This window comes from Prauserella isguenensis, assembly GCF_014191605.1.
In the GTDB taxonomy this organism is placed as follows: Bacteria; Actinomycetota; Actinomycetes; order Mycobacteriales; family Pseudonocardiaceae; genus Prauserella; species Prauserella isguenensis.
The window spans coordinates 689,255-711,285 of record NZ_JACHWU010000002.1 but is presented as its reverse complement, the minus strand read 5'-3'; the positions used below and the strand labels follow the sequence as shown (position 1 = coordinate 711,285).

The following is a 22,031-nucleotide window of genomic DNA, read 5'->3' as shown; positions in this document are numbered from 1 at the left end:
CGCGGAGGCCCCGCAGCAGCCGGGGGCGCAGGGCCGCAGCCGGGATTCACAGGGCCGCAGGCGGGATTCACAGCGCCGCAGCCGGGGGCGGCACCGCCGGCGCCATCCCCGCGGTCACAGCCGCCAGGGGTGCCTGGCGGCTCCGCCGGCTCCGGGATGTCGCCGCGGCTGCGGACCGCTTTGCGCGGCGGTGGTCTCGTCGCGATCGCGCTCGTGTCGGGGCTCGTGTGGTGGCTGATCCGGTACGAACCGGTGGGCGACGACCCGCAGCCCACGGCGCAGCAGGAGGACCCGCTGACGAGTGGCGAGTTCGACTACACCCGGGTGGCGGGACCGGAGATCTCAGCGGGCTGCGCGGCCAACTCCTACGGCGACCTCGTCGGCTGGTTCCGGGAGCATCCCTGCGAACAGGTGCACCGGTCGCTGTACGAGACGCGCTCGCAGGACGCCCGTGCGCTCGTGTCGGTCGTCGTCGTGACGATGCCGGGGCAAACCGGCGCTCAGCAGTTGAAGGTCACCACCGACACCGACGGCACCGGCAACGTCAACGACCTCGTCCGTGACGGCACCGCGAACCTGCCGGGTGCGCCGAACGTGGCCACGGGCGAATACGCATCCCGGGTCGTCGGCAATCGCCTGACGGTCGTCGAGACGCAGTTCTTCTCGGACACGCCCGGGTCCCCGGACCTCCTGGGCGAGATCGCCCATGATGCGCTGCGACTGTCAGCCGCGACCCGGTAGCGGGACGACCGCGGGGTTCTCACCCGCGTCGAGCCGCCAGCTCGTGCAGCGGGTCGCCGAGCCGACGAGAGCCTGCGTGGCGACATCCCGCAGTCCGGTCACGTCGGTCCGTTCGAGCACGCCGTGCCAGGCGCGGGCCGCGTCCGTCTCGGCGGTGATCACGAGCCGCGTCGCCGAATCCTGGTCGGAGACCGTGTCCGCGGCGCGGCTGCGGTAGGCGACCTCGGCGTCGCGCGGGGTGGCGCCCGCCCTGCGCAGCAGCGTCTCGCACGCCAGCCTGCGGTCCCGGTGCGCCTCGCCGCCCTCGGTCAGTCCGTTGTCGTAGCTCCCGGGCAGGAAGGCCGTCACCGTCGTGTACACCCACTCCGCGGCGTGTTCCGCCGCGAGGGCCTGCTGGAGTGCCTCGACGGCCGGGTCGTCGAGCGGCCCCGCCGACACCCGCCGAAGTGGCTCCGGCTGGCCCTTGCCGAACGCGTCGTCCAGCTGCTGCGCGGCGGCGCAGCCAGCGGCGACCGCGCCGACCAGGCCCGCGCGGTGCGTGGGCAGCTCGGGTACGAGGCGGGCGGCCTGAGCACGCGCGTCGCCGAGTCGCTGCCCGAGTGCCTCCGCGCCGGCGACCGTGGCGGGTGGCGCCGACGTGGCCGTCGGCCGAGGCCGGTTGAGCCGGTCCACCTCGCGGCGCAACGCCCTGGCGTGCGCCGAGCGGACGGTGGCGACCTGCTCGGCCTCGGAACCGCCCAGGTCACGTGCGGCCCGGGCGTCGGCCTCCGCGGCGTCGAGCAGCGGCAGCAGCGGGTCCGGGCTGTCGTCGTAGTCCGTACAGCCCGCGACCGTCCCGAGGCCCACTGCCGCCGGGACGGCCAGTGCGGCCGCACGGAGCACGGCACGACGGTTCGGCGGAGTCACGGGTCGACGGGAGGTCACGGAACGTCATCCTGCCAGGCGCTTCGCCCCGGCGGCTCGCGCGTACCCCGCTGGTCGGCGGACGGCGGCCCCGACACGATAAGCTGGACCACCCCTGTCCGGACGAGCGTACGGGCGCCGGCACCCGTACATTCGGACGACCTCGAGAACGGACCACCACCTCGGACACCGCAGGACACCGACCACAACCCCGTCCCCGACGACAACCCGTACCCGATCCACGACACCCCTACCGACAACCTCATACCGACAAGACCCATAGACAACAGCAACTCACGGGAGCATCACGGTGCCCAACGAACTCGCCAGTCGGCTGGAGCCCATCGTGGCCGAGGCCGTCACGGCCGCGGGTTTCGATCTCGACGCGCTCGACGTGCAGCAGGCCGGACGGCGCAAGCTCGTCAAGGTCGTCGTCGACAGCGACGACGGGGTCGGCCTGGACGAGGTCGCCGAGGTCAGCCGCGTCCTGTCCGAGGAACTCGACCAGCACGAGCATCTGATCGCGGGCGCCTACACCCTGGAAGTCACCTCGCCGGGCGTCGACCGGCCCCTGACCACGCAGCGGCACTGGCGCCGCGCGAAGTTCCGCCAGGTGAGGGTGACCCCGACCGAGGGAGCCGAGTTCACCGGCCGGGTGGGCCGGGCCGACGAGACCGCGGTGCGGCTGCTCGTCGCCGGCACCATCCGCGACGTGCGCTACGCCGACGTCGCGAAGGCCGTGCTCGAGGTCGAATTCAAGCAACCGCCCGCAGGCGAGCTGAAGCTGCTGGAAGACGACGCAGGTGAGGCCACCGCGGGCGACAACGACAACAGCGAGGGTGCCGCGGCGGCAGCACCGGAGGAGGAGCCGAGGTGAACGTCGACATCGCCGCGCTGCGGGCCATCGAGGCGGACAAGGACATTCCGTTCGAAGCGGTGCTCGAGGCGATCGAGTCCGCACTGCTCACGGCTTACAAGCACACCGAGGGCCACCAGCCCCGGGCCAAGATCGACATCGACCGCAAGACCGGCTACGTGCGGGTACTGGCGCACACGCTCGACGAGAACGGCGAGATCGCCGAGGAGTGGGACGACACGCCCGAGGGCTTCGGGCGGATCGCCGCGACGACCGCGCGCCAGGTCATCCTGCAGCGCCTGCGGGACGCCGAGCAGGAGAAGACCTACGGCGAGTTCTCCGCGAAGGAGGGCGAGATCGTCGCCGGCGTGGTCCAGCGCGACGCCCGCGCCAACGCGCGAGGCATGGTCGTCGTCGACATCGGTGGGGACACCGAGGGAGTACTGCCCGCCGCCGAGCAGGTGCCGGGGGAGGACTACCCGCACGGCGGGCGGATCAAGGCGTACGTGTGGCAGGTCGCCCGCAGCGCCCGTGGACCGCAGATCACGCTGTCCCGCACGCACCCGAACCTGGTGCGCAAGCTGTTCTCGCTCGAGGTGCCCGAGATCGCCGACGGCACGGTGGAGATCACGGCCGTCGCCCGGGAACCCGGTCACCGGTCCAAGATCTCCGTCCGCTCGACCGTGCCTGGCGTGAACGCCAAGGGTGCCTGCATCGGACCGGTGGGCGCACGGGTGCGCAACGTCATGAGCGAGCTCGGTGGTGAGAAGATCGACATCATCGACTACTCGGACGACCCGGCCCACTTCGTGGGCAACGCACTGTCCCCGGCGAAGGCCGTGTCGGTCACGGTCGTCGACGAGCGGACGAAGACGGCGCGCGTGGTCGTGCCGGATTTCCAGCTGTCGCTGGCGATCGGCAAGGAGGGGCAGAACGCCCGGCTCGCGGCCCGGCTGACCGGGTGGCGGATCGACATCCGCAGCGACGCCGCCCCCGATGCCGGCCCCCAGCAGGAGGCCTCTCCGGACCCCCAGCCGGAGGACTCACCACACACTGCGGTAACCGGTTCCGCCGAGTGACAGACCAGGGGCTAAACTGGGATCGGTGCAACGCCCGACGTCGATGACCGGCCCGGTTCGTACGTGCGTCGGTTGTCGTCGACGGGCGTGCAGCGACGAGCTGCTTCGGCTGGTCGTGGCAGGTGGAGAACTCGTCGCCGACGAACGGCGGCGCCTCTCCGGTCGAGGGGCCTGGGTGCACTTCGACCCGGCCTGCCTGGCCAAGGCCGAACGGAAACGAGCGTTTCCTCGTGCGCTGCGCGTGTCCGGTCCGCTGGACACGTCCGGTGTGCGGAGTGTCGTGAAGCGGTTCGCCACCGAGGAATGAGGGTCCGGGATCTCCCCGGGCCCTGGTCGGAAACAAGGAAGCAGGTCGACCCGTCATGAGTCAGCCGTGAAGCTGAAGCCATGAACGCGCGACGATAAGACGAGGTCAGCGGGTACTCTGCCTGCCTGGCCTCAGTTGAGGAGAGCAGTGGCAGGCAAGGCCCGCGTGCACGAGCTCGCGAAAGAGCTCGGTGTCACGAGCAAGGAAGTACTCGCCAAGCTCAAGGAGCAGGGTGAGTTCGTGAAGTCCGCGTCGTCCACCGTGGAGGCACCGGTCGCCCGGCGTCTTCGCGACGCCTACGGCGGCGCGGCCGGAGACAAGAGCGGCGGCAAGGGTGGCGGCAAGTCCGCCGCCGGCAGTGGTGCGACCGAATCGCAGCCATCGCCGGCACAGCCCGCCGCGCCGGCGCAGTCCGCGCCGCAGCAGGCGGACAAGCAGGACGCGGCGCAGTCGGCCGCGCCGAAGCCCGGTCCCAAGCCGGGGCCGAAGCCGGGCCCCAAGCCCGGTCCGAAACCGGCACAGCCCGCCGAACCGGCCGAGCAGGTGCCGGCCGCGAAGGCGAGCCCCGAGCAGGAGGCGCCCAAGCAGGACGACTCCGGCGGTTCCGTGGTTCCGCCGAAGCCGCAGGGTCCCAAGCCCGGTCCCAAGCCCGGCCCGAAGCAGCCGCGGGTCGGCAACAATCCGTTCGGCGTCGGTGCGGGTTCGCCCACGCCGCGCCCGGCCCAGCCCCGTCCCGGTGGCGGCCAGCAGGGCGGTGGCCAGGGCGGTCAGAAGCAGGGCGGCCAGAAGCAGGGCGGTCAGCAGGGCGGCCAGCAGCAAGGCGGCCAGCAGGGCGGTCAGCAGCAGGGTGGCGGTAATCGGCCGAGCCCCGGCAACATGCCGCCCCGTCCCAACCCGGGCATGATGCCGTCGCGTCCGGCCCGCCCGAGCGGTCCCGGTGGCGGTCGTGGTGGTCCCGGCGGTGGTCGTGGTGGACCCGGCGGCGGTCGTGGTGGCCCCGGCGGCGGTCGTGGTGGACCCGGTGGCCCTCCCGGTGGCGGCCGCGGTGGACCCGGCGGTCCCCCCGCAGGCGGCGGCCCCGGTGGCGGCCGCGGCGGTCCCGGTGGCCCTCCCGGTGGCGGCGGTTTCCGCGGCCGCGGTGGTGGTGGCCGCGGTGGCACGGCCGGTGCCTTCGGGCGTCCCGGTGGCCCCTCGCGCAAGGGCCGCAAGTCGAAGCGGCAGAAGCGCCAGGAGTACATGGAGAACATGCAGGCGCCGTCCGTGGGTGGCGTGCGTCTGCCGAAGGGCGGCGGCGAGACGATCCGTCTGCCCCGCGGTTCGTCGTTGACCGACTTCGCCGAGAAGATCGACGCCAACCCGGCGTCGCTGGTGCAGGTGCTGTTCCACCTCGGCGAGATGGTCACCGCGACGCAGTCGGTCTCCGAGGACGTGCTCGAGCTGCTCGGCACGGAGATGAACTACAACGTCCAGGTCGTGAGCCCGGAGGAAGAGGACCGCGAGCTCCTCGAAGCCTTCGACATCACCTACGGCGAGGACGCGGGCACCGACGAGGACCTGCAGGTGCGGCCCCCGGTCGTGACCGTGATGGGTCACGTCGACCACGGTAAGACCCGGCTGCTGGACACCGTCCGGAAGTCGAAGGTCGCCGAGGGCGAGGCCGGCGGCATCACGCAGCACATCGGTGCCTACCAGGTCGAGACCGAACTCGAAGGCGACGAGCGGACCATCACGTTCATCGACACCCCGGGTCACGAGGCGTTCACCGCCATGCGTGCCCGCGGTGCGCAGGCCACGGACATCGCGGTGATCGTGGTCGCGGCCGACGACGGCGTGATGCCGCAGACGATCGAGGCGATCAACCACGCGCAGGCGGCCAAGTCGCCGATCGTGGTCGCGGTCAACAAGATCGACAAGGAAGGCGCCAACCCGCAGAAGATCCGCCAGCAGCTCACCGAGTACGGGCTGGTGGCCGAGGAGTACGGCGGCGACACGATGTTCGTCGACATCTCCGCGCGGGAGAACGTCAACATCGACGGGCTGCTCGAGGCGATCCTGCTGACCGCGGACGCGGCGCTGGATCTGCGGGCCAACCCGCGGATGGAGGCGCAGGGTGTCGCGATCGAGGCGCACCTCGACCGTGGCCGTGGTCCCGTGGCGACCGTGCTGGTGCAGCGCGGCACGCTCCGGGTCGGCGACTCCGTCGTGGCGGGCGATGCCTACGGGCGCGTGCGCCGCATGGTCGACGAGCACAACCGTGACGTCACCGAGGCCGACCCGTCGCGTCCGGTGCAGGTCATCGGCTTCACGTCGGTGCCGCGTGCCGGTGACACGTTCCTGGTCGTGGAGGAGGACCGGGTGGCACGGCAGATCGCCGAGCGCCGCCAGGCCCGCATCCGCAACGCCGAGAACGCGGCCAAGCGCAAGCGCGTCAGCCTGGAGGACCTGGACTCCGCGCTGAAGGAGACCAACAGCCTCAACCTGATCATCAAGGGTGACAACTCGGGTACCGTCGAGGCGCTCGAGAGCTCGCTCAACCAGATCGACGTGGGCGACGAGGTCGAGCTCAGCATCGTGCACCGCGGTGTCGGTGGTGTGACCGAGAGCGACATCGACCTGGCGACGGCGTCCGACGCCGTGGTGATCGGGTTCAACGTGCGGGCACAGGGCAAGGCGACCGAGCGGGCCAGCCGCGAGGGCGTGGACGTCCGGTACTACACGGTGATCTACCAGGCCATCGAGGAGATCGAGCAGGCTCTGAAGGGCATGCTCAAGCCGGTGTACGAAGAGGTCGAGCTCGGCAAGGCGGACGTGCGCGAGGTCTTCAAGTCCTCGAAGTTCGGCACCATCGCCGGTTGCCTCGTCACCTCGGGCATCATCCGGCGCAACTCGAAGGCGCGGTTGCTGCGCGACGGGGTCGTGGTCAGCGAGGAACTGCCGGTGGCGTCGCTGCGGCGGTTCAAGGACGACGCGACCGAGGTCCGCGACGGCTACGAATGCGGTCTGACGCTCGGCAAGTTCTCCGACATCAAGGTCGGCGACGTCGTCGAGACGTACGAGCAGCGCGAGAAGCCGCGCGTGTAAGACGGACACGGCCGGTGGGGCGGGGCACGGCTCCGCCCCACCGGCGTGGTCCGTTCCGGTGGGGCGGTGTGGCGGTGTTCGTGGGTTCGCTGGAGCTGGACGTGCTCCTCGGGGACGTCCGTTCACTGAAACAGAAGCGCTCCGTGGTGCGGCCGATCCTCGCCGAGCTGCGCAGGCGTTTCGACGTCGCGGTCGCCGAGGCCGGGCAGCGTGAGCTCTACCGCCGCGTCACCATCGGTGTCGCGGCGGTCGCCGCCGACGCCGCGCACGTACGTGACGTGCTGGAGGGCTGTGAACGGTTCGTCGCCGAGCTTCCGGAGGTCGAGTTGCTGTCGGCCGGACGGCGGCTGCACGGCACGGACGATGAATAGCGGCCGGGTCGCCGACGTCGGGTGGCCGGGCCGGAACAACAGGGTGGTACGCCGGGTCGTGAGGTGCCGGCGTTCGGACGAGTGAGGGGATGGCCGTGGCTGACAAGGCTCGGGCACGCAGGCTGGCCAAGCGGATCGCACAGGTCGTCGCGTCCGCGATCGAACACGAGATCAAGGACCCGCGACTGGGCAACGTGACGATCACGGACGCCCGCGTCACCGGTGACCTGCGCGACGCCACCGTGTACTACACCGTGCTCGGCGAAACTCTCGACGCGGCGCCGGACTTCGCCGGTGCCGCCGCAGCACTCGAATCCGCCCGCGGGGTGTTGCGGACCAAGGTGGGACAGGGCACGGGAGTGCGGTACACGCCCACGCTCGCGTTCGTCGCGGACAACATCCCGTCCGAGGCGCGCAACATCGACGAGCTACTCGCCAAGGCGCGTGAGGCCGACGCCGAGGTCGCTCGGCAGGCCACGACCGCCGAGCCGGCGGGCGAGCCCGATCCGTACAAGCCTGCCAAGGACGCCGACGAGGAGTGACTCTTCCGGGCGGCCGGCGTCCACTCCGGACGGTCGCTACCGGGAGGCCACGGCGTCGGTGAGGCGATCCGCCCACGGATCCGAGGTCTCCACGAACGCCGCGGGGGTGCCGATCGGCGCCGGGACGGTCCGTGTCGCGGCGCCGTCGTAGACCTTCCCGGTCAGCAGGTGCCGCCACCGTCCGGGAGGCAACGTCACCTCGACCTCGCGGGCGCCCTCGGTGATCACCGGCGCGACCAGGACGGACGATCCGAGGAAGAACTGGTCGTCGTCCCGGCCGGCCGCCGTGCCCGGGACGTTCAGCCACCCGTGCCGGATCGCCGGAACGCCGGTCTCCGTGGCATGGGCGACGACCTCGCGCCGGTAGTCGGCCAGCGCCGCGTAGATCCGGGTCGCCCGGGCGAAGTGCTTGCGCACCCGCGCGTCGTTGACCTGCACATTCGCCGCGGGCCGGTTGCCCTCGTGGGTGCGCATCATGACCCCGAACGCGGCCAACTCCGCCCAGCGGGCGAGTAGTTCCGGTGAGCGCACGTAGTCCTTCACGACCGCGTCGATCGACGTGTACCCGCCGACGTCGGAGTGCACCAGTGGCCAGCCGGACACGCCCGCGGAGAACGTGCCGCGCAGCACTGACGCCAACCCATCGTGAGCGCTGAACGAGGTGAGTTGGTCGCCGTTCCAGAACATCGGGGCGTCCGCGGCCATCCCGAGCGATCCGGCGCGGAACCAGGTGACGCAGTCCGGTTTGCCTGCGCGCTCACAGGCGTCCCGGACGGTCTCCGCCCACAGCGCGGGCCACCGGTTGTGGGCCGTGACGGCATCGCCGTCGGCGAGCACCGCGTCCAGGGGCAGGCCCTCGCCGAAGTCGGCCATGGCACCGCGGACGCCGTCGGTCAGGACCTCGGTGGCGATGACCTCGGCGTACCAGTCGCGGGCCGCCTCGTCGGTGAGGTCGACCAGGTAGGCGTCGAAGTCGCCCTGGTCGAGCGGGTACGGACGGCCGCCGGCCGTCGTGACCAGGTATCCCCGGGCCGCTGCCTCGGCGTACAGGTTCCGGTCGGGCGCCGGGCGCTGTCGCGCGGGATCGACGAGGAACGGGTTGACGTACGTGGTCACGGTGATGCCGTCGGCGGCGAGGTCGGAGACGAGCTCCTCCCAGCGGGGGTAGCGCTTCCGGTCGAGCTGCCAGGTCCACCACAGCCGGTCGCCGAAGGACGTGGTGCGCTGTCCCGTCCAGTCCTGCAGCCAGACGCCGCTGACACGTGTCCCGGCACTCCGGAGCGAATCGACCGTCCGACGGACCGACGCCGTGCCGCCCTGGATGCCGACGACGGCACCGTCGGAGGTCCAGTCCGCGAGCGCGGGGCGGTCGGTCCCTGCGTGCTGCCGGGCGACGAGGTCGAGTGGCGTGTCTGCGGTGACCAGCTCGGCGCGCAGCCGCGTGGCCCTGATCTCCAGCCCGACCCGCCCCTCGGCGGTCGTGTCGGCCACGGCCGGCGCGTGCGATGTGCGCAGCGTCGGGTCCAGCCGGACGCCGCGCAGGTCCTCGGTCACCCAGGACGCCCAGGCCGCATAGGTCATCTCCTCCGTGCCGCCCGCTCCGTGGTTGGTGACGTCGGCCAGCGCCGTGATCGGCTGCTCCCCGCGGCCCACGCCCTGTTCCCGGATGACGACCGGCAGGACGCGCCCGTCGAGGTCGAAATCGGTGAACTGCTCGCCGAACCCGTGCACCGCGCTCCGGCCCTCGCGGGCGCTCCAGAACCCGAGCGAGGTGGGGCCGCCCTCACCGCCGAGCAGTGCGTCCAGCCTCACCCCGTGCTCGGTGGCCGTGAACTCGGCGCGCCAGGTCGGGCCCGGCGTGCCCGCCAGATCCTCCAGTCGCCCGGTGAGTACGACGCCGCGGTCGTTCGTGGTCACGCGGTCGAGCCGCTGGCCGGTCCACCGGTGGTCGTGGCCGGTGCGGACCCAGAGATGGCCGCGGTCCTCTTCGGACTCGAGGGTGCCGCGGCCCGCGCCGAGGAACGCGTGGCCGGGATCGCTGCTCCAGACCGCGGCGTGCTCGGTCTCGACGACGACCCGTGCTCCCGCACCGGAGGGGCCGCCGGAGTGGACCGTCACCGTCACCCCGCCCGCGGTGGTGGCGGCCGGGGTTCCGGGGGAGACCCGCAACCCGCCGGGCTCGAGGACCTCCAGGTCGTCGCGCGGTACGCGCGCCCACGTGACGATCGCCGCCGCGACGAGGACGGCGACGACGGTGAGCACCGCCGGGATCCGGATCCGGCGCAGGCGGGAACGCGATGCTGGCACGCCCGCATCGTGTCAGAGGCGAGTTCGCGGCGAAGGCGATTCGGCGGGAGCGGTCAGCGGTCCTTCGTCGCGACGAGGACGTCCCGCACGATGGCCTGGTCGACGCGGTGCGCCAGCGACGCGTAGGGGCCGTCGTCGCGGACGGTCAGTCCGGCGCCCGCGAGAATGTCGACGAGTTCGTCCCGCGGCACGACGTGCGTGTTCCACGACAGCCCGAGTGCGCCCCCTCGCCGCAACGCCCGCGTCCACCCCGGCACCGCCGCGGCGAGCAGGTCTCGCGGGCTCCGCGCGGGCACGCGGTCCGGCGTGCGGCTCCCGTGCTGCACCCCGTAGGGCGCGTCGGTGACCACGAGGTCGGCCGACCCGGGGCGCAGCAACTCGTCGGTGTGCAGCGTGTCGCAGTTGAGGTACGAGAGGGTCCGCGTCTCACCCGCTTTGTATCGCTCCTTCGACGCGGCGTACTCGATGTCCAGCCTGCGTCCGAGTCGGGCCTTCCGGTGGCGCAGCATCCCCGCCTCGGCCTTGTGTTTGACACGTTTGGTGCGCAGCCACGTCTTGATGAACTGCTGGTAGGCCTCGAAATCCTTGCCGTCGGTTTCGAGTCCGGTGGCGTCGAAGCCGTACATCATCGCCTGGTTGAGCGTCGTTCCCCTGCCGCACAACGGATCGACCACGTGCAGCCCGCCCTCGACCACGCCGCGCGGCCGGTCGGAGGCCAGCACGGTGAGGTTCAGCAGCAGCTTGGTGAACAGCTCGTTGGTCTTGCCGCTGTACTTCTGGATCGTCAGCAGGTCCGAGTCGAACACGTCGGCGGGCGACAGCGGCAGCGGCCGGAGCAGCTCGCCGGTGAGTTCGAACAGCACGTAGGCCGACGACAGGTTCGACAACAGCGCGATGTCGTCGTCGGTCAGCGGTTCCGGGGTGGTGAACGTGACGTAGGACGCGCCGCCGATCGACCGCGTACCCGGCTCGCGCACCTCCGTGGACAGCACCGCGTCGCCGAACGCGGTCAGTTCGGCCTGCAGCAGGCGGGGCGAGGTGTCGGTGTAGACCCGGTTTGCCGACGGCAGGATCAGAATCGCGTACTCGGACATCGGCGTAAGACTAGGCGAGCCCTGCCCGCGCCGGACGCTGCGGGCAGGGCGAGCGGGGCCGGCCCGGCCGCGGTAGTGACACGGTCGAGCGGCGCGCCGGAGCCCGGCGGGCGGCGGCTCAGTCGGCGGGCGGACCGTAGACGGTGCGATAGGGCACGAATCGCTGGAAACCGATCGGTTCGAGCCCCTCGGTCCGTTCCACCAATTGCGGGACGTCGTCGTCGGCCTGGAGCCGGTCGGCGACGACACGCTCGTGCGCCTCGACGGTCGCGAACTCCGCCCAGTTGAGCATCCGGCTCCCGTCGACCGCGATGTGGAAGTGGTTGCCCGCCATCCCCTCGGGCGACTGCTCGCCGGTGGTCACGGGGTGCCGGAGCAGCAGTTCGTCGACGAACCGTTCGCCCGTGGCGGCGGAGTCGGTGCGGAACGACACGAGCACGACGGCGCCCGGTTCGAACGGCCGCTCGGGCAGCGCCTCGCGATACAACCGGTAGCCGACGGCGTCGAGCCGTTCGATGCCGGGCACCGTCTCGTCGAGCGCGTCGTTGCGGGCCCCGCAGCCGCTGCGGCGGAAGTCCTCGAGTGCCGCCTCGTCGGTCCACTGTGAATAGTGCACCAGTGTGTGGCCGTCGGTGCCGAGCAGCACGGAATGGGCGAGCAGGCCCGAGGGCCACGGGCGGTCGCGCCAATCGTCGATCGCGGCCGCCGCGGCCGCGCGTTGGGAGCCGGCGTCGGCGACCCGCCAGGTCGCGACGAGGACGTGGCCGGTGTCCTTCCGCGAGACCGGTGGCAGCGGGCCGGTGAGGTCTTCGGTGTGCGCCTCGACCCACTCCCGGTACGTGTGTGCGCGCTGGCCGGTCACCCGAGCGACCGTGTCGGTGCGGGCTCCGGGTCGGTCGTTCAGCCCGGCCACCATGCCGGCCACCACCTCGTCCGGAGTGTCCGGTCCGAGGAGTGTGCGGGCCCACGCCTCGGCGGACCGCTCCCGCCACGCGATGTCCCGGCCGGTGACCTCCCCGACGATCGCCAACTGCCGCGCCGGGCTGAGGAGCTCGGGACCGGTGAGCTCGTAACGCGCCCGGTCGTGACCGTCCTCGGTGAGCGCGCGGACGGCGACGGCGGCGATGTCCCGTTCGTCGACCGGAGCCGCAGCCACCTCGGGTCGCACCAGCTCGACCGGCCGCCGGGACCGGATCGACTCCGCCCACTCCAGCGCGTTGACCGCGAATCCGTAGGGCCGCAGGAACGTCCACGACACCCCGGTCGCGCGGATCGCCTCCTCGACCACCGCGTGTGCGTGCGCGATGGTCCCGGGCTGTTCGGAAGCGGGCACGCCGTCGTGCACGGCGCCGGAGGACAGCAGCACCACGCGCTCGACGTGGTCGCCGACGACCCGCACGCTCTCGGCGAGGGCGTCGGTGTCGAAACCGGGGAGCATGAAGAAGACCGCCGACACATCATCGAGGTGCCGCCGCAGGCCCGGCGCTTCGAGCTGGCTGCCCGGCACCGCTTCGACGTCCGGCGGCAGGCCGGCCGCCGCCGGGTCGCGCGTCAGGGCCCGCACCCGGACCCCCACGTCCCGCAGTCCGGCCACCACATGCCTGCCGACATGTCCTGTCGCCCCTGTCACCAGCACCGTTTCGTTCGTCTCAGCCATGCAGGCGACGCTAGGGCGCCTGTGACGATCACGGCATCCGTCAGGTGACCGGGTTGTCGGCGGGTCCCTTTAGGCTCGGTGCGTGGTCGAGGTGATGGAGGAACGCGTCCCGGCGCGCAAGGTCTTCGGGCTCGCGGTCCCCGCGCTCGGCGTGCTCGCGGCGGAGCCGCTGTACGTGCTCGTCGACACCGCGGTGGTCGGGCATCTGGGGGCACTGCCACTCGCGGGGCTGGCGCTGGGCGGCACGTTGTTGTCGCTCGTGTCGACGCAGCTGACGTTCCTGTCCTACGGCACGACCGCGCGCACGGCACGCCTGCACGGCGCGGGTCGGCGACGGGAGGCCGTCGAGGAGGGCGTGCAGGCGACCTGGCTGGCACTCGCTGTCGGACTCGTCATCGTGGGCCTCGGACAGCTGCTGGCCCGGCCCGTGGCGGGTCTGATGTCGGGCGACGACGGGATCACCGACGCGACGGTGTCCTGGTTGCGGATCGCGCTGTGCGGCACGCCCATGATCCTCGTGACGATGGCCGGCAACGGGTGGATGCGCGGGGTGCAGGACGCCGTGCGCCCGCTGCGCTACGTGCTGGCCGGGAACGGACTCTCGGCCGTGCTGTGCCCGATCTTCGTCTACCCGTTCGGCTGGGGACTCGAGGGGTCGGCGATCGCGAACGTCGTCGCGCAGACCGTGGCGGGCGGCCTGTTCCTGCGCGCGCTGGCCACGGAACACGCGCGGCTGCGGCCGCGGCCGGGTGTGATGTGGGCTCAGCTCATCCTCGGCCGTGACCTGGTCCTGCGCAGCCTCGGTTTCCAGGCGTGCTTCCTGTCGGCGACGGCGGTCGCCGCGCGGACGTCCACCGAGGCGGTCGGCGCTCACCAGGTGGTGTGGCAGCTGTGGACGTTCCTGTCGCTCGTGCTCGATTCCGTCGCGATCGCCGCGCAGTCGTTGATCGGTGCCGCGCTGGGCGCCGAGTCGAAACGGCGGGCCCAGGGGATCGCGGGCCAGATCGTCGGTTACGGCCTCACATTGGGCTGCGGTCTCGGCGTCGTGTTCGCGGCCGTGTCGCAGGTGCTGCCGCTGGCGTTCACGGCCGACGCGGGTGTGCTCGGCCAGATCCCGCACGCCTGGTGGTTCTTCGTGGCGTTGCAGCCCGTGGCCGGGGTGGTGTTCGCACTCGACGGCGTACTGCTCGGCGCGGGCGACGCCGCCTACCTGCGCAACGCCACCCTCGGCAGCGCACTACTCGGCTTCCTGCCGCTGATCTGGGCCTCGCTCGGCTTCGGCTGGGGACTGGCCGGCATCTGGACCGGCCTCACGGTGTTCATGGTGCTGCGCCTGGTGTTCGTCGTGGTGCGCTGGCGCGGTGCCCGGTGGGCGGTGACCGGCGCGGTGCGGGGCTGACCATGCTTCCTGCGGCCCGCCCGACCGGCCGCGACCGTCGGGCGCGCGAACCGCACCTCGGGTGGCGACCCAGCCGCCTGTGAACAACTCCACTGCTGCGCCGGGGCCGGTGCGGGTACCGGCAGGGAGGGCGATGCACTAGAACGAACAGCGGCACGAGAACGAACAGCGGACGGCCGCCGACGTCTGTCCACCACGCGATGTGACCAGGAGGACAGGTGCAGTCCAGCCGACCGGTGAATCCGTCCGCGCCCGCCCGGGCGTGGGTGATCTGGGGCGCCGGGGCGTTCGTCTACCTGCTCGCGCTGTTCCACCGGGCCTCGTTCGGCGTCGCCGGCCTGGACGCGGCCGAGCGGTTCGGCGTCGGTGCGGCTGCACTGGGCACGTTCACCGTCCTGCAGGTCGGTGTCTACGCCGCGATGCAGATCCCGACCGGCCTGCTCGTCGATCGGTTCGGCCCGCGGGCCGTGCTGATCGCCGCCTCGGTCATGCTCGGCTCCGGGCAGGTGCTGCTCGCGCTCGTCGACACCTACGCGCTCGGCCTGCTGGCCCGCGGCATCCTGGGCGTCGGCGACGCGCTGGCGTTCGTGTCGGTGCTGCGGCTCGCGGCCAACCACTTCCCGGGACGGCAGTACGTCCTGGTCACGACCCTCACCGGGTCGCTCGGCTTCGTCGGCAACCTCGCGGCGACCCTGCCGTTGGCGCTGTTGCTGTCCGGCCCGGGCTGGACGCCGACGTTCCTCGTTGCGGGCCTGGTCACGCTCGTCTACGTGGTCGTGGTGGTGGTCGCGGTGCGCGACACCCCCGAGCGGCGGACGGCCTCCGCGGCGGCCAAACCCCTCTCCGAGGTCGGCGGCGACCTGCGCGAGGCGTGGCGTGTGCCGGGCACGCGGCTCGGCTTCTGGACGCACTTCTCGATGCCGTTCAGCCTCAACGTGATGACCCTGCTGTGGGGCGTGCCCTACATGGTCGAAGAGCTGGGTTACACCGACACGACCGCGAGTTCGCTGCTGATGGTCTTCGTCGTCGGCGCGATGCTGTCCAACCCGCTCGCGGGCGGTTTCTTCAGCCGCAGGCCCGACCTGCGCATGCCGACCGTGCTCGGCTACGGCGTGCTGCTGGCCGTGACCTGGGCGGCGCTGCTCGCCTGGCCGGGACAGGTGCCGATCGCGGCGCTGGTGGTGGCCTTCGTCCTGATGTCGCTGGGTGCGCCGGTCTCGTCCGTCGGGTTCGCGCTCGTGCGCGACTACAACCCGCTGCCCCGCGTCGGCACTGCGACGGGTGCGGTCAACGTGGGCGGGTTCTGCGCCACGACCGTGGCCTCGTTGCTGGTCGGCGTGCTGCTGGAGGTGACCGGCGGCGACTACCGGATCGCGCTGCTGGCGATCGTGGCGGTGCTGCTGTTCGGCACGTCGCGTGTGGTGGTGTGGTTCCGGCGCGCCCGGGCGGCGGTGCTGGCCGCGCAGGAGCGCGGGGAGTACGTGCCGGTGCCGGTCACCCGCACCCGCTGGGACCTGGCCACCACCGCGTAGCGGGCGCTCGTTACAGTCGGCGGCCGTGTCCAGACCGCCCGCGCCGCCTCCCGGCCTGCTGATCGTCGACAAGCCCGCAGGCATGACGTCCCACGACGTCGTCGCCAAGGCCCGCCGTTTCCTCGGCACCCGCAAGATCGGCCACGCGGGCACGCTCGACCCGATGGCCACGGGCGTGCTCGTGCTCGGTGTCGAACGTGCCACGAAACTGCTCGGCCACCTCGCGCTCGACCGCAAGACCTACCTCGCCACGATCACGCTCGGCGCCGCCACGACGACCGACGACGCCGAAGGCGACGTCCTCACCGAGGCGGATGCGAGTGAGATCACCGACGGGGCGATCGCCGCGGGAATCGCGGGTCTGACCGGCGAGCTGCAACAGGTCCCGAGTGCCGTCAGCGCGGTGAAGATCGACGGCAAGCGGGCCTACGCGCGGGTGCGCGACGGGGAGGAGGTCGACCTGCCGCCGCGGCCGGTCACCGTCCACCGGTTCGACCTGCTCGCAACCCATCGCGCGGACGGGCGGATCGCGTTGGACGTGATGGTCGACTGCTCGTCGGGCACGTACGTGCGCGCGCTCGCCCGCGACCTCGGCGCCGCGCTCGGCGTGGGCGGGCACCTGACGCAGCTGCGGCGCACGACGGTCGGGCCGTTCACGCTGGCCGCCGCGCGCACGCTCGAGGCCGTGGATGCCGAGCCGGGACTGTCGCTGAACCTGAGCGAGGCCGTGGCCGCGGCGTTCCCGCGTCGTGACGCCGACGCCGCCGAGGCGCGGGCCGTCCGGCACGGGCAGCGCCTGCCCGCGGCCGGTATCGACGGTACGTACGGCGTCTTCGGGCCGGACGGCGAGGTGCTGGCGCTGGCGGAGGACCGCGGCGGCGTCGCCAAGCCCGTGGTCGTCCTGCTGCCCGCCTGACGGGACGCGGGCGGGCGCGTCCGGATCGGACGCTCCCTCCCGCCCGGCTGATCCGGTCCTCGCGGACGGTCGTTACGCTGCTGCACTGTGCAGCGTTGGCGCGGTTTGACAGATCTTCCCGGTGGTTGGGGACGGTGCGTCGTCACGATCGGCGTGTTCGACGGGGTGCACCGGGGACACCAGGTGCTCATCGACCGGACGGTGGCGACGGCCGCCGAGCTCGGCGTGCCGTCGGTGGTCCTGACGTTCGACCCGCACCCCTCGGAGGTGCTGCGTCCGGGGTCGCACCCCGCACAGCTCACGACGCTGCGGCGCAAGGCCGACCTGGTCGAGCAGCGCGGTGTCGACGTGTTCTGCGTGTTGCCCTTCACCTCGGAGCTGTCCCGGCTCGAACCGGACGAGTTCGTGCACGAGATCCTCGTCGACAAGCTGCACGCCGCGGCGGTGATCGTGGGGGAGAACTTCACGTTCGGCCGCAAGGCGGCGGGCGACGTCGAGACTCTGGAACGGCTCGGCAAACGGTTCGGCTTCACCGCCCAGGGCGCCACGTTGCAAGGCACCGCGTTGCCGGGCGGCGCCCGTGAGGCCGAGGAGATCACCTACTCGTCGACGTACGTGCGTTCCTGCATCGACGCGGGTGACGTGGTGGCCGCGGCGGACGCCCTCGGCAGGCCGCACCGGCTCGACGGCATCGTCGTGCGCGGCGACGGGAGGGGCCACGACCTCGGCTACCCGACGGCGAACCTGTCGCCGCCCCGGTTCGCGGCGATCCCGGCCGACGGGGTGTACGCCTGCTGGTTCGTCCGCACGGGTGGCGCCCGGCTTCCCGCCGCCGTGTCGGTGGGTACGAACCCGACGTTCTCCGGCAGGGAACGCACCGTCGAGGCCTTCGTGCTCGACGTCGACGAGGACTTCTACGGCCAGCAGGTCTCGCTCGACTTCGTCGGGCGGATCCGCGGACAGATCACGTTCGACGGCCCGGACGGCCTCGTGGAACAGATCGCCGACGACGTCGAGCGGACCAGGCGATTGCTCGGGACGGCCTGACGCCGCAGCCGGCCACTCCCCGGAGCCGCGCCCGCGGGGACACCGTGCGGTGGTGGGCGCGCTCGCGCGGGTGCAATAGTGAACGCCCGGTCCGTTTCGGCCCGGATGCCGGGCGCGACCTGGCAGGATGCCGGGCAGGGGTCGCCGGGCCGTCCGGGGGCCGGACATTCGAGGGGAGCAGGGGCTGACGTGGAGGACCACAAGATCGTCCAGCGCAACGTCTCGTTGCAGCGCGAGTGGTACGGGGAACCGCTCGGCGACCGCGTGCGCAGGCTCGTCGTGGCCTTCGACGTGTCACAGGCGTACCTGGCCGAGGTTCTGGGGATCAGTGCGCCGATGCTCAGCCAGGTGATGAGTGGCAGGCGCGCCAAGATCGGCAACCCGGTCGTGCTGGCGCGGCTGATCATGCTGGAGCGCAAGGTACTGCTGCCCGAGGTGGCCGGCGGCAGCAAGGAGGCCATCCAGGCGGCGCTCGAGGACGTCAAGGAGTCCCGGCCGACGGTGAGCCGCGACAGCATGCCGCTCGCCGGGGGAACGGACGACCAGCCCGTGCTCACGGCGTTGCGCGAGGTCGCCGAGGGCGAGAACCTGATCGCCGCCGCGGAACGCCTCGACCCCGATTTCCCCGCGATCGCCGACCTGTTGCGGCGGGCGGGCAAGGATCCGCGATGACGGCGGGCGGCCGAGGACGGTAGCCGTGGGCGTGCGGCTGTTCAGCGCACTGCCGGTGCCGCAGGAGGCGGCGGCACCGCTGCGTGCGCGGCTGACCTCGTCGGAGGCGGCGCGGGACGAGAGGCTGCGCTGGACCGATCCCGGGGGATGGCACATCACGCTCGGTTTCTACGGCGACGACGAGCCGAACGCCCGCACCGACTGGCTGGCCCGGCGTCTCGACGGCCTGTCCGCACCCGTGCTGCGCCTGGCAGGTGCCGGGGTCTTCCCGGGGGTGCTGTGGGCGGGGGTGACGGTCGAGTCCGGCGAACTCGTCCCGCTCGCCGAGGCGGTGCGGCCGCCGGGTGAGCGCCGCAGGTTCCGCGCGCACGTGACATTGGCCCGCGGCGGCCCCGCTGCGGAGCTCGACGCCCTGGCCCGGGAACTGGCGGACCACCGCGGGCCCGCCTGGCGGCCACCCGCCGTCGTCCTGCTGCGCAGCGACCGCGGGCAGGCCGGTCCCGTGTACACGCCGGTGTCGCGATTCGGACTCGGCCGTGCGCTGCGGTGACCGCGACCGCTGATAGGCTGGACAGTCGAGTCCGGCTGCAGTCCGTGGCGGCCGGTACCGACATGACGAACACGGCACTGAACACAAGGAGTGAACGCGTGGCGCTGTCCACCGACGAGAAGAAGGCGATCCTCACCGAGTACGGCTTGCACGAGTCGGACACCGGTTCGCCCGAGGCTCAGGTTGCCCTGCTGACCAAGCGGATCACCGGGCTCACCGAGCACCTCAAGACCCACAAGCACGACCACCACTCGCGTCGTGGTCTGCTGCTGCTGGTCGGCCGTCGCCGTCGGCTGCTCAACTACGTGATGAGGGTCGACATCGCGCGGTACCGTTCGCTGATCCAGCGACTCGGCCTCCGCCGATGACATCGTGACGAAGGGGAGTGGCCCGCGGGTCGCTCCCCTTCGCTCCATCGGAGCCGGAATAGGCTCCACCACGGACGCGCGAACGGGCACCGCCCGGCCCGCCGTCCGCAGACAACCCCAGAGAGTTTCGCAGGCAGAAGTTTCGCAGGCGACGCGCGCCGCGTGCGGGGACGCCGCAGCCGGTCCTCGGTAGTGGCTCCCGGGAGTTCCTCCCGTGGGCTTCGATCGATGGCCGGCCTCGTACCCCGGACGTGCCCCGAAGGGCGGGGAAGTGCGTGTCGCGTGCGGCAGTACGAGGAGTAATCACTTTCATGACAGACGCAGACACCGTGCACGAAACCGAAGCCGTACTGGACAACGGCCGGTTCGGCACGCGCACGGTGCGCTTCGAAACGGGCAGGCTGGCCAAGCAGGCAGCCGGTTCCGTCGTGGCGTACCTGGACGACGAGACCATGCTGCTCTCGGCCACCACGGCCTCGAAGCAGCCCAAGGAGCACTTCGACTTCTTCCCGCTGACGGTGGACGTCGAGGAGCGCATGTACGCCGCGGGCCGTATCCCCGGCGCGTTCTTCCGCCGCGAGGGTCGTCCGTCGACCGACGCGGTGCTGACCTGCCGGTTGATCGACCGGCCGCTGCGCCCGTCGTTCGCCGACGGCCTGCGCAACGAGATCCAGGTCGTCATCACGGTGCAGAGCCTCAGCCCCGAGGACCCGTACGACGTGCTGGCGATCAACGCCGCGTCGGCGTCCACCCAGATCGGCGGCCTGCCGTTCTCCGGTCCGATCGGCGGCGTGCGCGTCGCGCTGATCGAGGACCAGTGGGTCGCGTTCCCGACCTGGTCGCAGCTGGAGAAGGCGACGTTCAACATGGTCGTCGCGGGCCGGGTCGTCGGTGACGACGTCGCCATCATGATGGTCGAGGCCGAGGGCACCGAGAACACGCTCGACCTGGTGTCCGAGGGCGCCACCGCGCCGACCGAGACCACGGTCGCGCAGGGCCTCGACGCCGCCAAGCCGTTCATCCGCGCGCTGTGCGAGGCGCAGCAGCGGCTCGCCGAGGTGGCGGCGAAGCCGACCGGTGAGTACCCGCTGTTCCCGGCCTACCAGCAGGACGCCTACGACGCCGTCGCCGCGATCGCGACCGACGAACTCACCAAGGCGCTTGCGATCGGCGGCAAGCAGGACCGCGACGACGCCACCGACGAGGTCAAGGCCGCGGTGCTCGAGAAGATCGGCATCGGCGAGGGCGAGGCCTTCGAGGGCCGTGAGAAGGAGGTCGGCGCGGCGTTCAAGTCGCTGACCAAGCACCTGGTGCGCCAGCGCATCCTGCGTGACAAGGTGCGCATCGACGGTCGTGGCCTCACCGACATCCGGCAGCTCGCCGCCGAGGTCGCGGTCATCCCGCGGGCCCACGGTTCGGCCCTGTTCGAGCGCGGCGAGACGCAGATCCTGGGTGTCACCACGCTGAACATGCTGCGGATGGAGCAGACGCTGGACACTCTCTCCCCGGAGACGTCCAAGCGCTACCTGCACCACTACAACTTCCCGCCGTTCTCCACCGGTGAGACCGGCCGCGTCGGCACGCCGAAGCGGCGCGAGATCGGCCACGGCATGCTCGCCGAGCGTGCGCTGGTGCCGGTGCTGCCGAAGCGGGACGAGTTCCCGTACGCGATCCGCCAGGTCTCGGAGGCGCTGGGCTCGAACGGCTCGACGTCGATGGGCTCGGTCTGCGCATCCACGATGAGCCTGTACAACGCCGGTGTGCCGCTGAAGGCGCCGGTGGCGGGCATCGCGATGGGCCTCGTGTCCGACGAGGTCGACGGCGAGACGCGCTACGTCGCCCTGACCGACATCCTGGGCGCCGAGGACGCGTTCGGTGACATGGACTTCAAGGTCGCGGGCACCAAGGACGTCATCACGGCGCTGCAGCTGGACACCAAGCTCGACGGCATCCCGTCGGACGTGCTGGGCGCCGCGTTGAACCAGGCGCGGGACGCGCGGTTGACGATCATGGACGTCATGTCCGAGGCGATCGACGAGCCGGACGAGATGAGCCCGTACGCGCCGCGCGTGACGACCGTGAAGGTCCCGGTCGACAAGATCGGCGAGGTCATCGGCCCGAAGGGCAAGATGATCAACACGATCACCGAGGAGACCGGCGCCGACATTTCGATCGAGGACGACGGCACGATCTACGTCGGTGCCGCCGACGGCCCGTCCGCCGAGGCCGCGATCGACAAGATCAACGCCATTGCCAACCCGCAGCTGCCGAAGGTCGGCGAGCGCTTCCTCGGCACGGTCGTCAAGACGGCCGCGTTCGGTGCGTTCGTCTCGCTGCTGCCCGGCAAGGACGGCCTCGTCCACATCTCGAAGCTGGGCAACGGCAAGCGCATCGGCAAGGTCGAGGACGTCGTCAACGTCGGTGACAAGCTGCGCGTCGAGATCGCCGACATCGACCAGCGAGGCAAGATCAGCCTGGTCGTCGTGGACGAGGACGGCGAGAGCGACAACGAGGGTGCCGCGTCGGAGGAGGAGGCCGAGTCGGCCGACGCCTGATCGGCTGCGGCTCTTCTCGGACGAACGGACACCACGGCGACCCGCCGACGGCAA

Annotated in this window: 19 protein-coding genes; 15 read left to right on the top strand and 4 right to left on the bottom strand. The window is 71.7% G+C overall.

The features are described from left to right. The first annotated feature begins 129 nt into the window (after positions 1-129). Positions 130-741, top strand: a complete 612-nt coding sequence (locus FHS23_RS11790) for a hypothetical protein (protein ID WP_343053846.1) — start codon at positions 130-132, stop codon at positions 739-741. Here FHS23_RS11790 and FHS23_RS11785 read toward each other — a convergent pair. After that, the gene (locus tag FHS23_RS11785; RefSeq protein ID WP_183653113.1) at positions 724-1,647 is read right to left on the bottom strand and encodes a DUF4439 domain-containing protein; all 924 of its coding nucleotides are present in this window, start codon (positions 1,645-1,647) and stop codon (positions 724-726) included. The genes FHS23_RS11790 and FHS23_RS11785 overlap by 18 nt on opposite strands. A 307-nt stretch (positions 1,648-1,954) precedes the next feature. Between FHS23_RS11785 and rimP the strand changes: the two genes are divergently transcribed. From rimP to rbfA, 6 genes are all read left to right on the top strand, one after another. Continuing rightward, entirely contained in the window at positions 1,955-2,521 is a 567-nt protein-coding gene (gene rimP / locus FHS23_RS11780; protein ID WP_183653110.1) for a ribosome maturation factor RimP, read from the top strand. Then, on the top strand, positions 2,518-3,579 hold the full coding sequence (gene nusA / locus FHS23_RS11775; RefSeq protein ID WP_183653107.1) for a transcription termination factor NusA: 1,062 nt from the start codon (positions 2,518-2,520) through the stop codon (positions 3,577-3,579). Before rimP ends, nusA begins: the two co-directional genes overlap by 4 nt. Before the next feature lie 25 nt (positions 3,580-3,604). Beyond that, the gene (locus FHS23_RS11770; protein ID WP_343053845.1) at positions 3,605-3,886 is read left to right on the top strand and encodes a YlxR family protein; all 282 of its coding nucleotides are present in this window, start codon (positions 3,605-3,607) and stop codon (positions 3,884-3,886) included. Between the two features lie 147 nt (positions 3,887-4,033). Further along, on the top strand, positions 4,034-6,967 hold the full coding sequence (infB, locus tag FHS23_RS11765; RefSeq protein ID WP_183653104.1) for a translation initiation factor IF-2: 2,934 nt from the start codon (positions 4,034-4,036) through the stop codon (positions 6,965-6,967). 74 nt (positions 6,968-7,041) lie between these two features. Further along, the gene (locus FHS23_RS23200; RefSeq protein ID WP_183653891.1) at positions 7,042-7,338 is read left to right on the top strand and encodes a DUF503 family protein; all 297 of its coding nucleotides are present in this window, start codon (positions 7,042-7,044) and stop codon (positions 7,336-7,338) included. Between the two features lie 95 nt (positions 7,339-7,433). Next, positions 7,434-7,880 carry a 30S ribosome-binding factor RbfA gene (gene rbfA, locus FHS23_RS11755; protein WP_183653101.1) on the top strand — a complete coding sequence of 149 codons (447 nt, stop codon included), beginning with the start codon at positions 7,434-7,436 and terminating at the stop codon, positions 7,878-7,880. Between the two features lie 36 nt (positions 7,881-7,916). Here rbfA and FHS23_RS11750 read toward each other — a convergent pair whose 3' ends face one another. The 3 genes from FHS23_RS11750 to FHS23_RS11740 all read right to left on the bottom strand — a co-directional run bounded on the left by FHS23_RS11750 (position 7,917) and on the right by FHS23_RS11740 (position 12,938). Then, entirely contained in the window at positions 7,917-10,187 is a 2,271-nt protein-coding gene (locus tag FHS23_RS11750; protein ID WP_183653097.1) for an alpha-glucosidase, read from the bottom strand. A 53-nt stretch (positions 10,188-10,240) separates the two neighbouring features. Continuing rightward, the gene (locus FHS23_RS11745) at positions 10,241-11,281 is read right to left on the bottom strand and encodes a TRM11 family SAM-dependent methyltransferase (protein WP_183653094.1); all 1,041 of its coding nucleotides are present in this window, start codon (positions 11,279-11,281) and stop codon (positions 10,241-10,243) included. Between the two features lie 118 nt (positions 11,282-11,399). Further along, complete coding sequence (locus FHS23_RS11740) at positions 11,400-12,938, bottom strand: SDR family oxidoreductase (RefSeq protein ID WP_183653091.1); 1,539 nt, start codon at positions 12,936-12,938, stop codon at positions 11,400-11,402. A gap of 94 nt (positions 12,939-13,032) precedes the next feature. Between FHS23_RS11740 and FHS23_RS11735 the strand changes: the two genes are divergently transcribed. From FHS23_RS11735 to FHS23_RS11700, 8 genes are all read left to right on the top strand, one after another. Next, the gene (locus FHS23_RS11735; protein WP_183653887.1) at positions 13,033-14,337 is read left to right on the top strand and encodes an MATE family efflux transporter; all 1,305 of its coding nucleotides are present in this window, start codon (positions 13,033-13,035) and stop codon (positions 14,335-14,337) included. A gap of 218 nt (positions 14,338-14,555) precedes the next feature. Then, complete coding sequence (locus FHS23_RS11730) at positions 14,556-15,869, top strand: MFS transporter (RefSeq protein ID WP_183653088.1); 1,314 nt, start codon at positions 14,556-14,558, stop codon at positions 15,867-15,869. A 25-nt stretch (positions 15,870-15,894) separates the two neighbouring features. Further along, the gene (gene truB / locus FHS23_RS11725; RefSeq protein ID WP_183653085.1) at positions 15,895-16,785 is read left to right on the top strand and encodes a tRNA pseudouridine(55) synthase TruB; all 891 of its coding nucleotides are present in this window, start codon (positions 15,895-15,897) and stop codon (positions 16,783-16,785) included. 87 nt (positions 16,786-16,872) lie between these two features. Further along, positions 16,873-17,832 carry a bifunctional riboflavin kinase/FAD synthetase gene (locus FHS23_RS11720; RefSeq protein WP_183653082.1) on the top strand — a complete coding sequence of 320 codons (960 nt, stop codon included), beginning with the start codon at positions 16,873-16,875 and terminating at the stop codon, positions 17,830-17,832. Between the two features lie 189 nt (positions 17,833-18,021). Further along, complete coding sequence (locus tag FHS23_RS11715; RefSeq protein ID WP_183653078.1) at positions 18,022-18,504, top strand: helix-turn-helix transcriptional regulator; 483 nt, start codon at positions 18,022-18,024, stop codon at positions 18,502-18,504. A 25-nt stretch (positions 18,505-18,529) separates the two neighbouring features. Further along, complete coding sequence (gene thpR, locus FHS23_RS11710; protein ID WP_343053843.1) at positions 18,530-19,054, top strand: RNA 2',3'-cyclic phosphodiesterase; 525 nt, start codon at positions 18,530-18,532, stop codon at positions 19,052-19,054. A 98-nt stretch (positions 19,055-19,152) separates the two neighbouring features. Further along, on the top strand, positions 19,153-19,422 hold the full coding sequence (gene rpsO / locus FHS23_RS11705; protein WP_183653075.1) for a 30S ribosomal protein S15: 270 nt from the start codon (positions 19,153-19,155) through the stop codon (positions 19,420-19,422). A gap of 311 nt (positions 19,423-19,733) precedes the next feature. Continuing rightward, complete coding sequence (locus tag FHS23_RS11700; protein ID WP_183653061.1) at positions 19,734-21,977, top strand: polyribonucleotide nucleotidyltransferase; 2,244 nt, start codon at positions 19,734-19,736, stop codon at positions 21,975-21,977. Positions 21,978-22,031 lie beyond the last annotated feature (54 nt).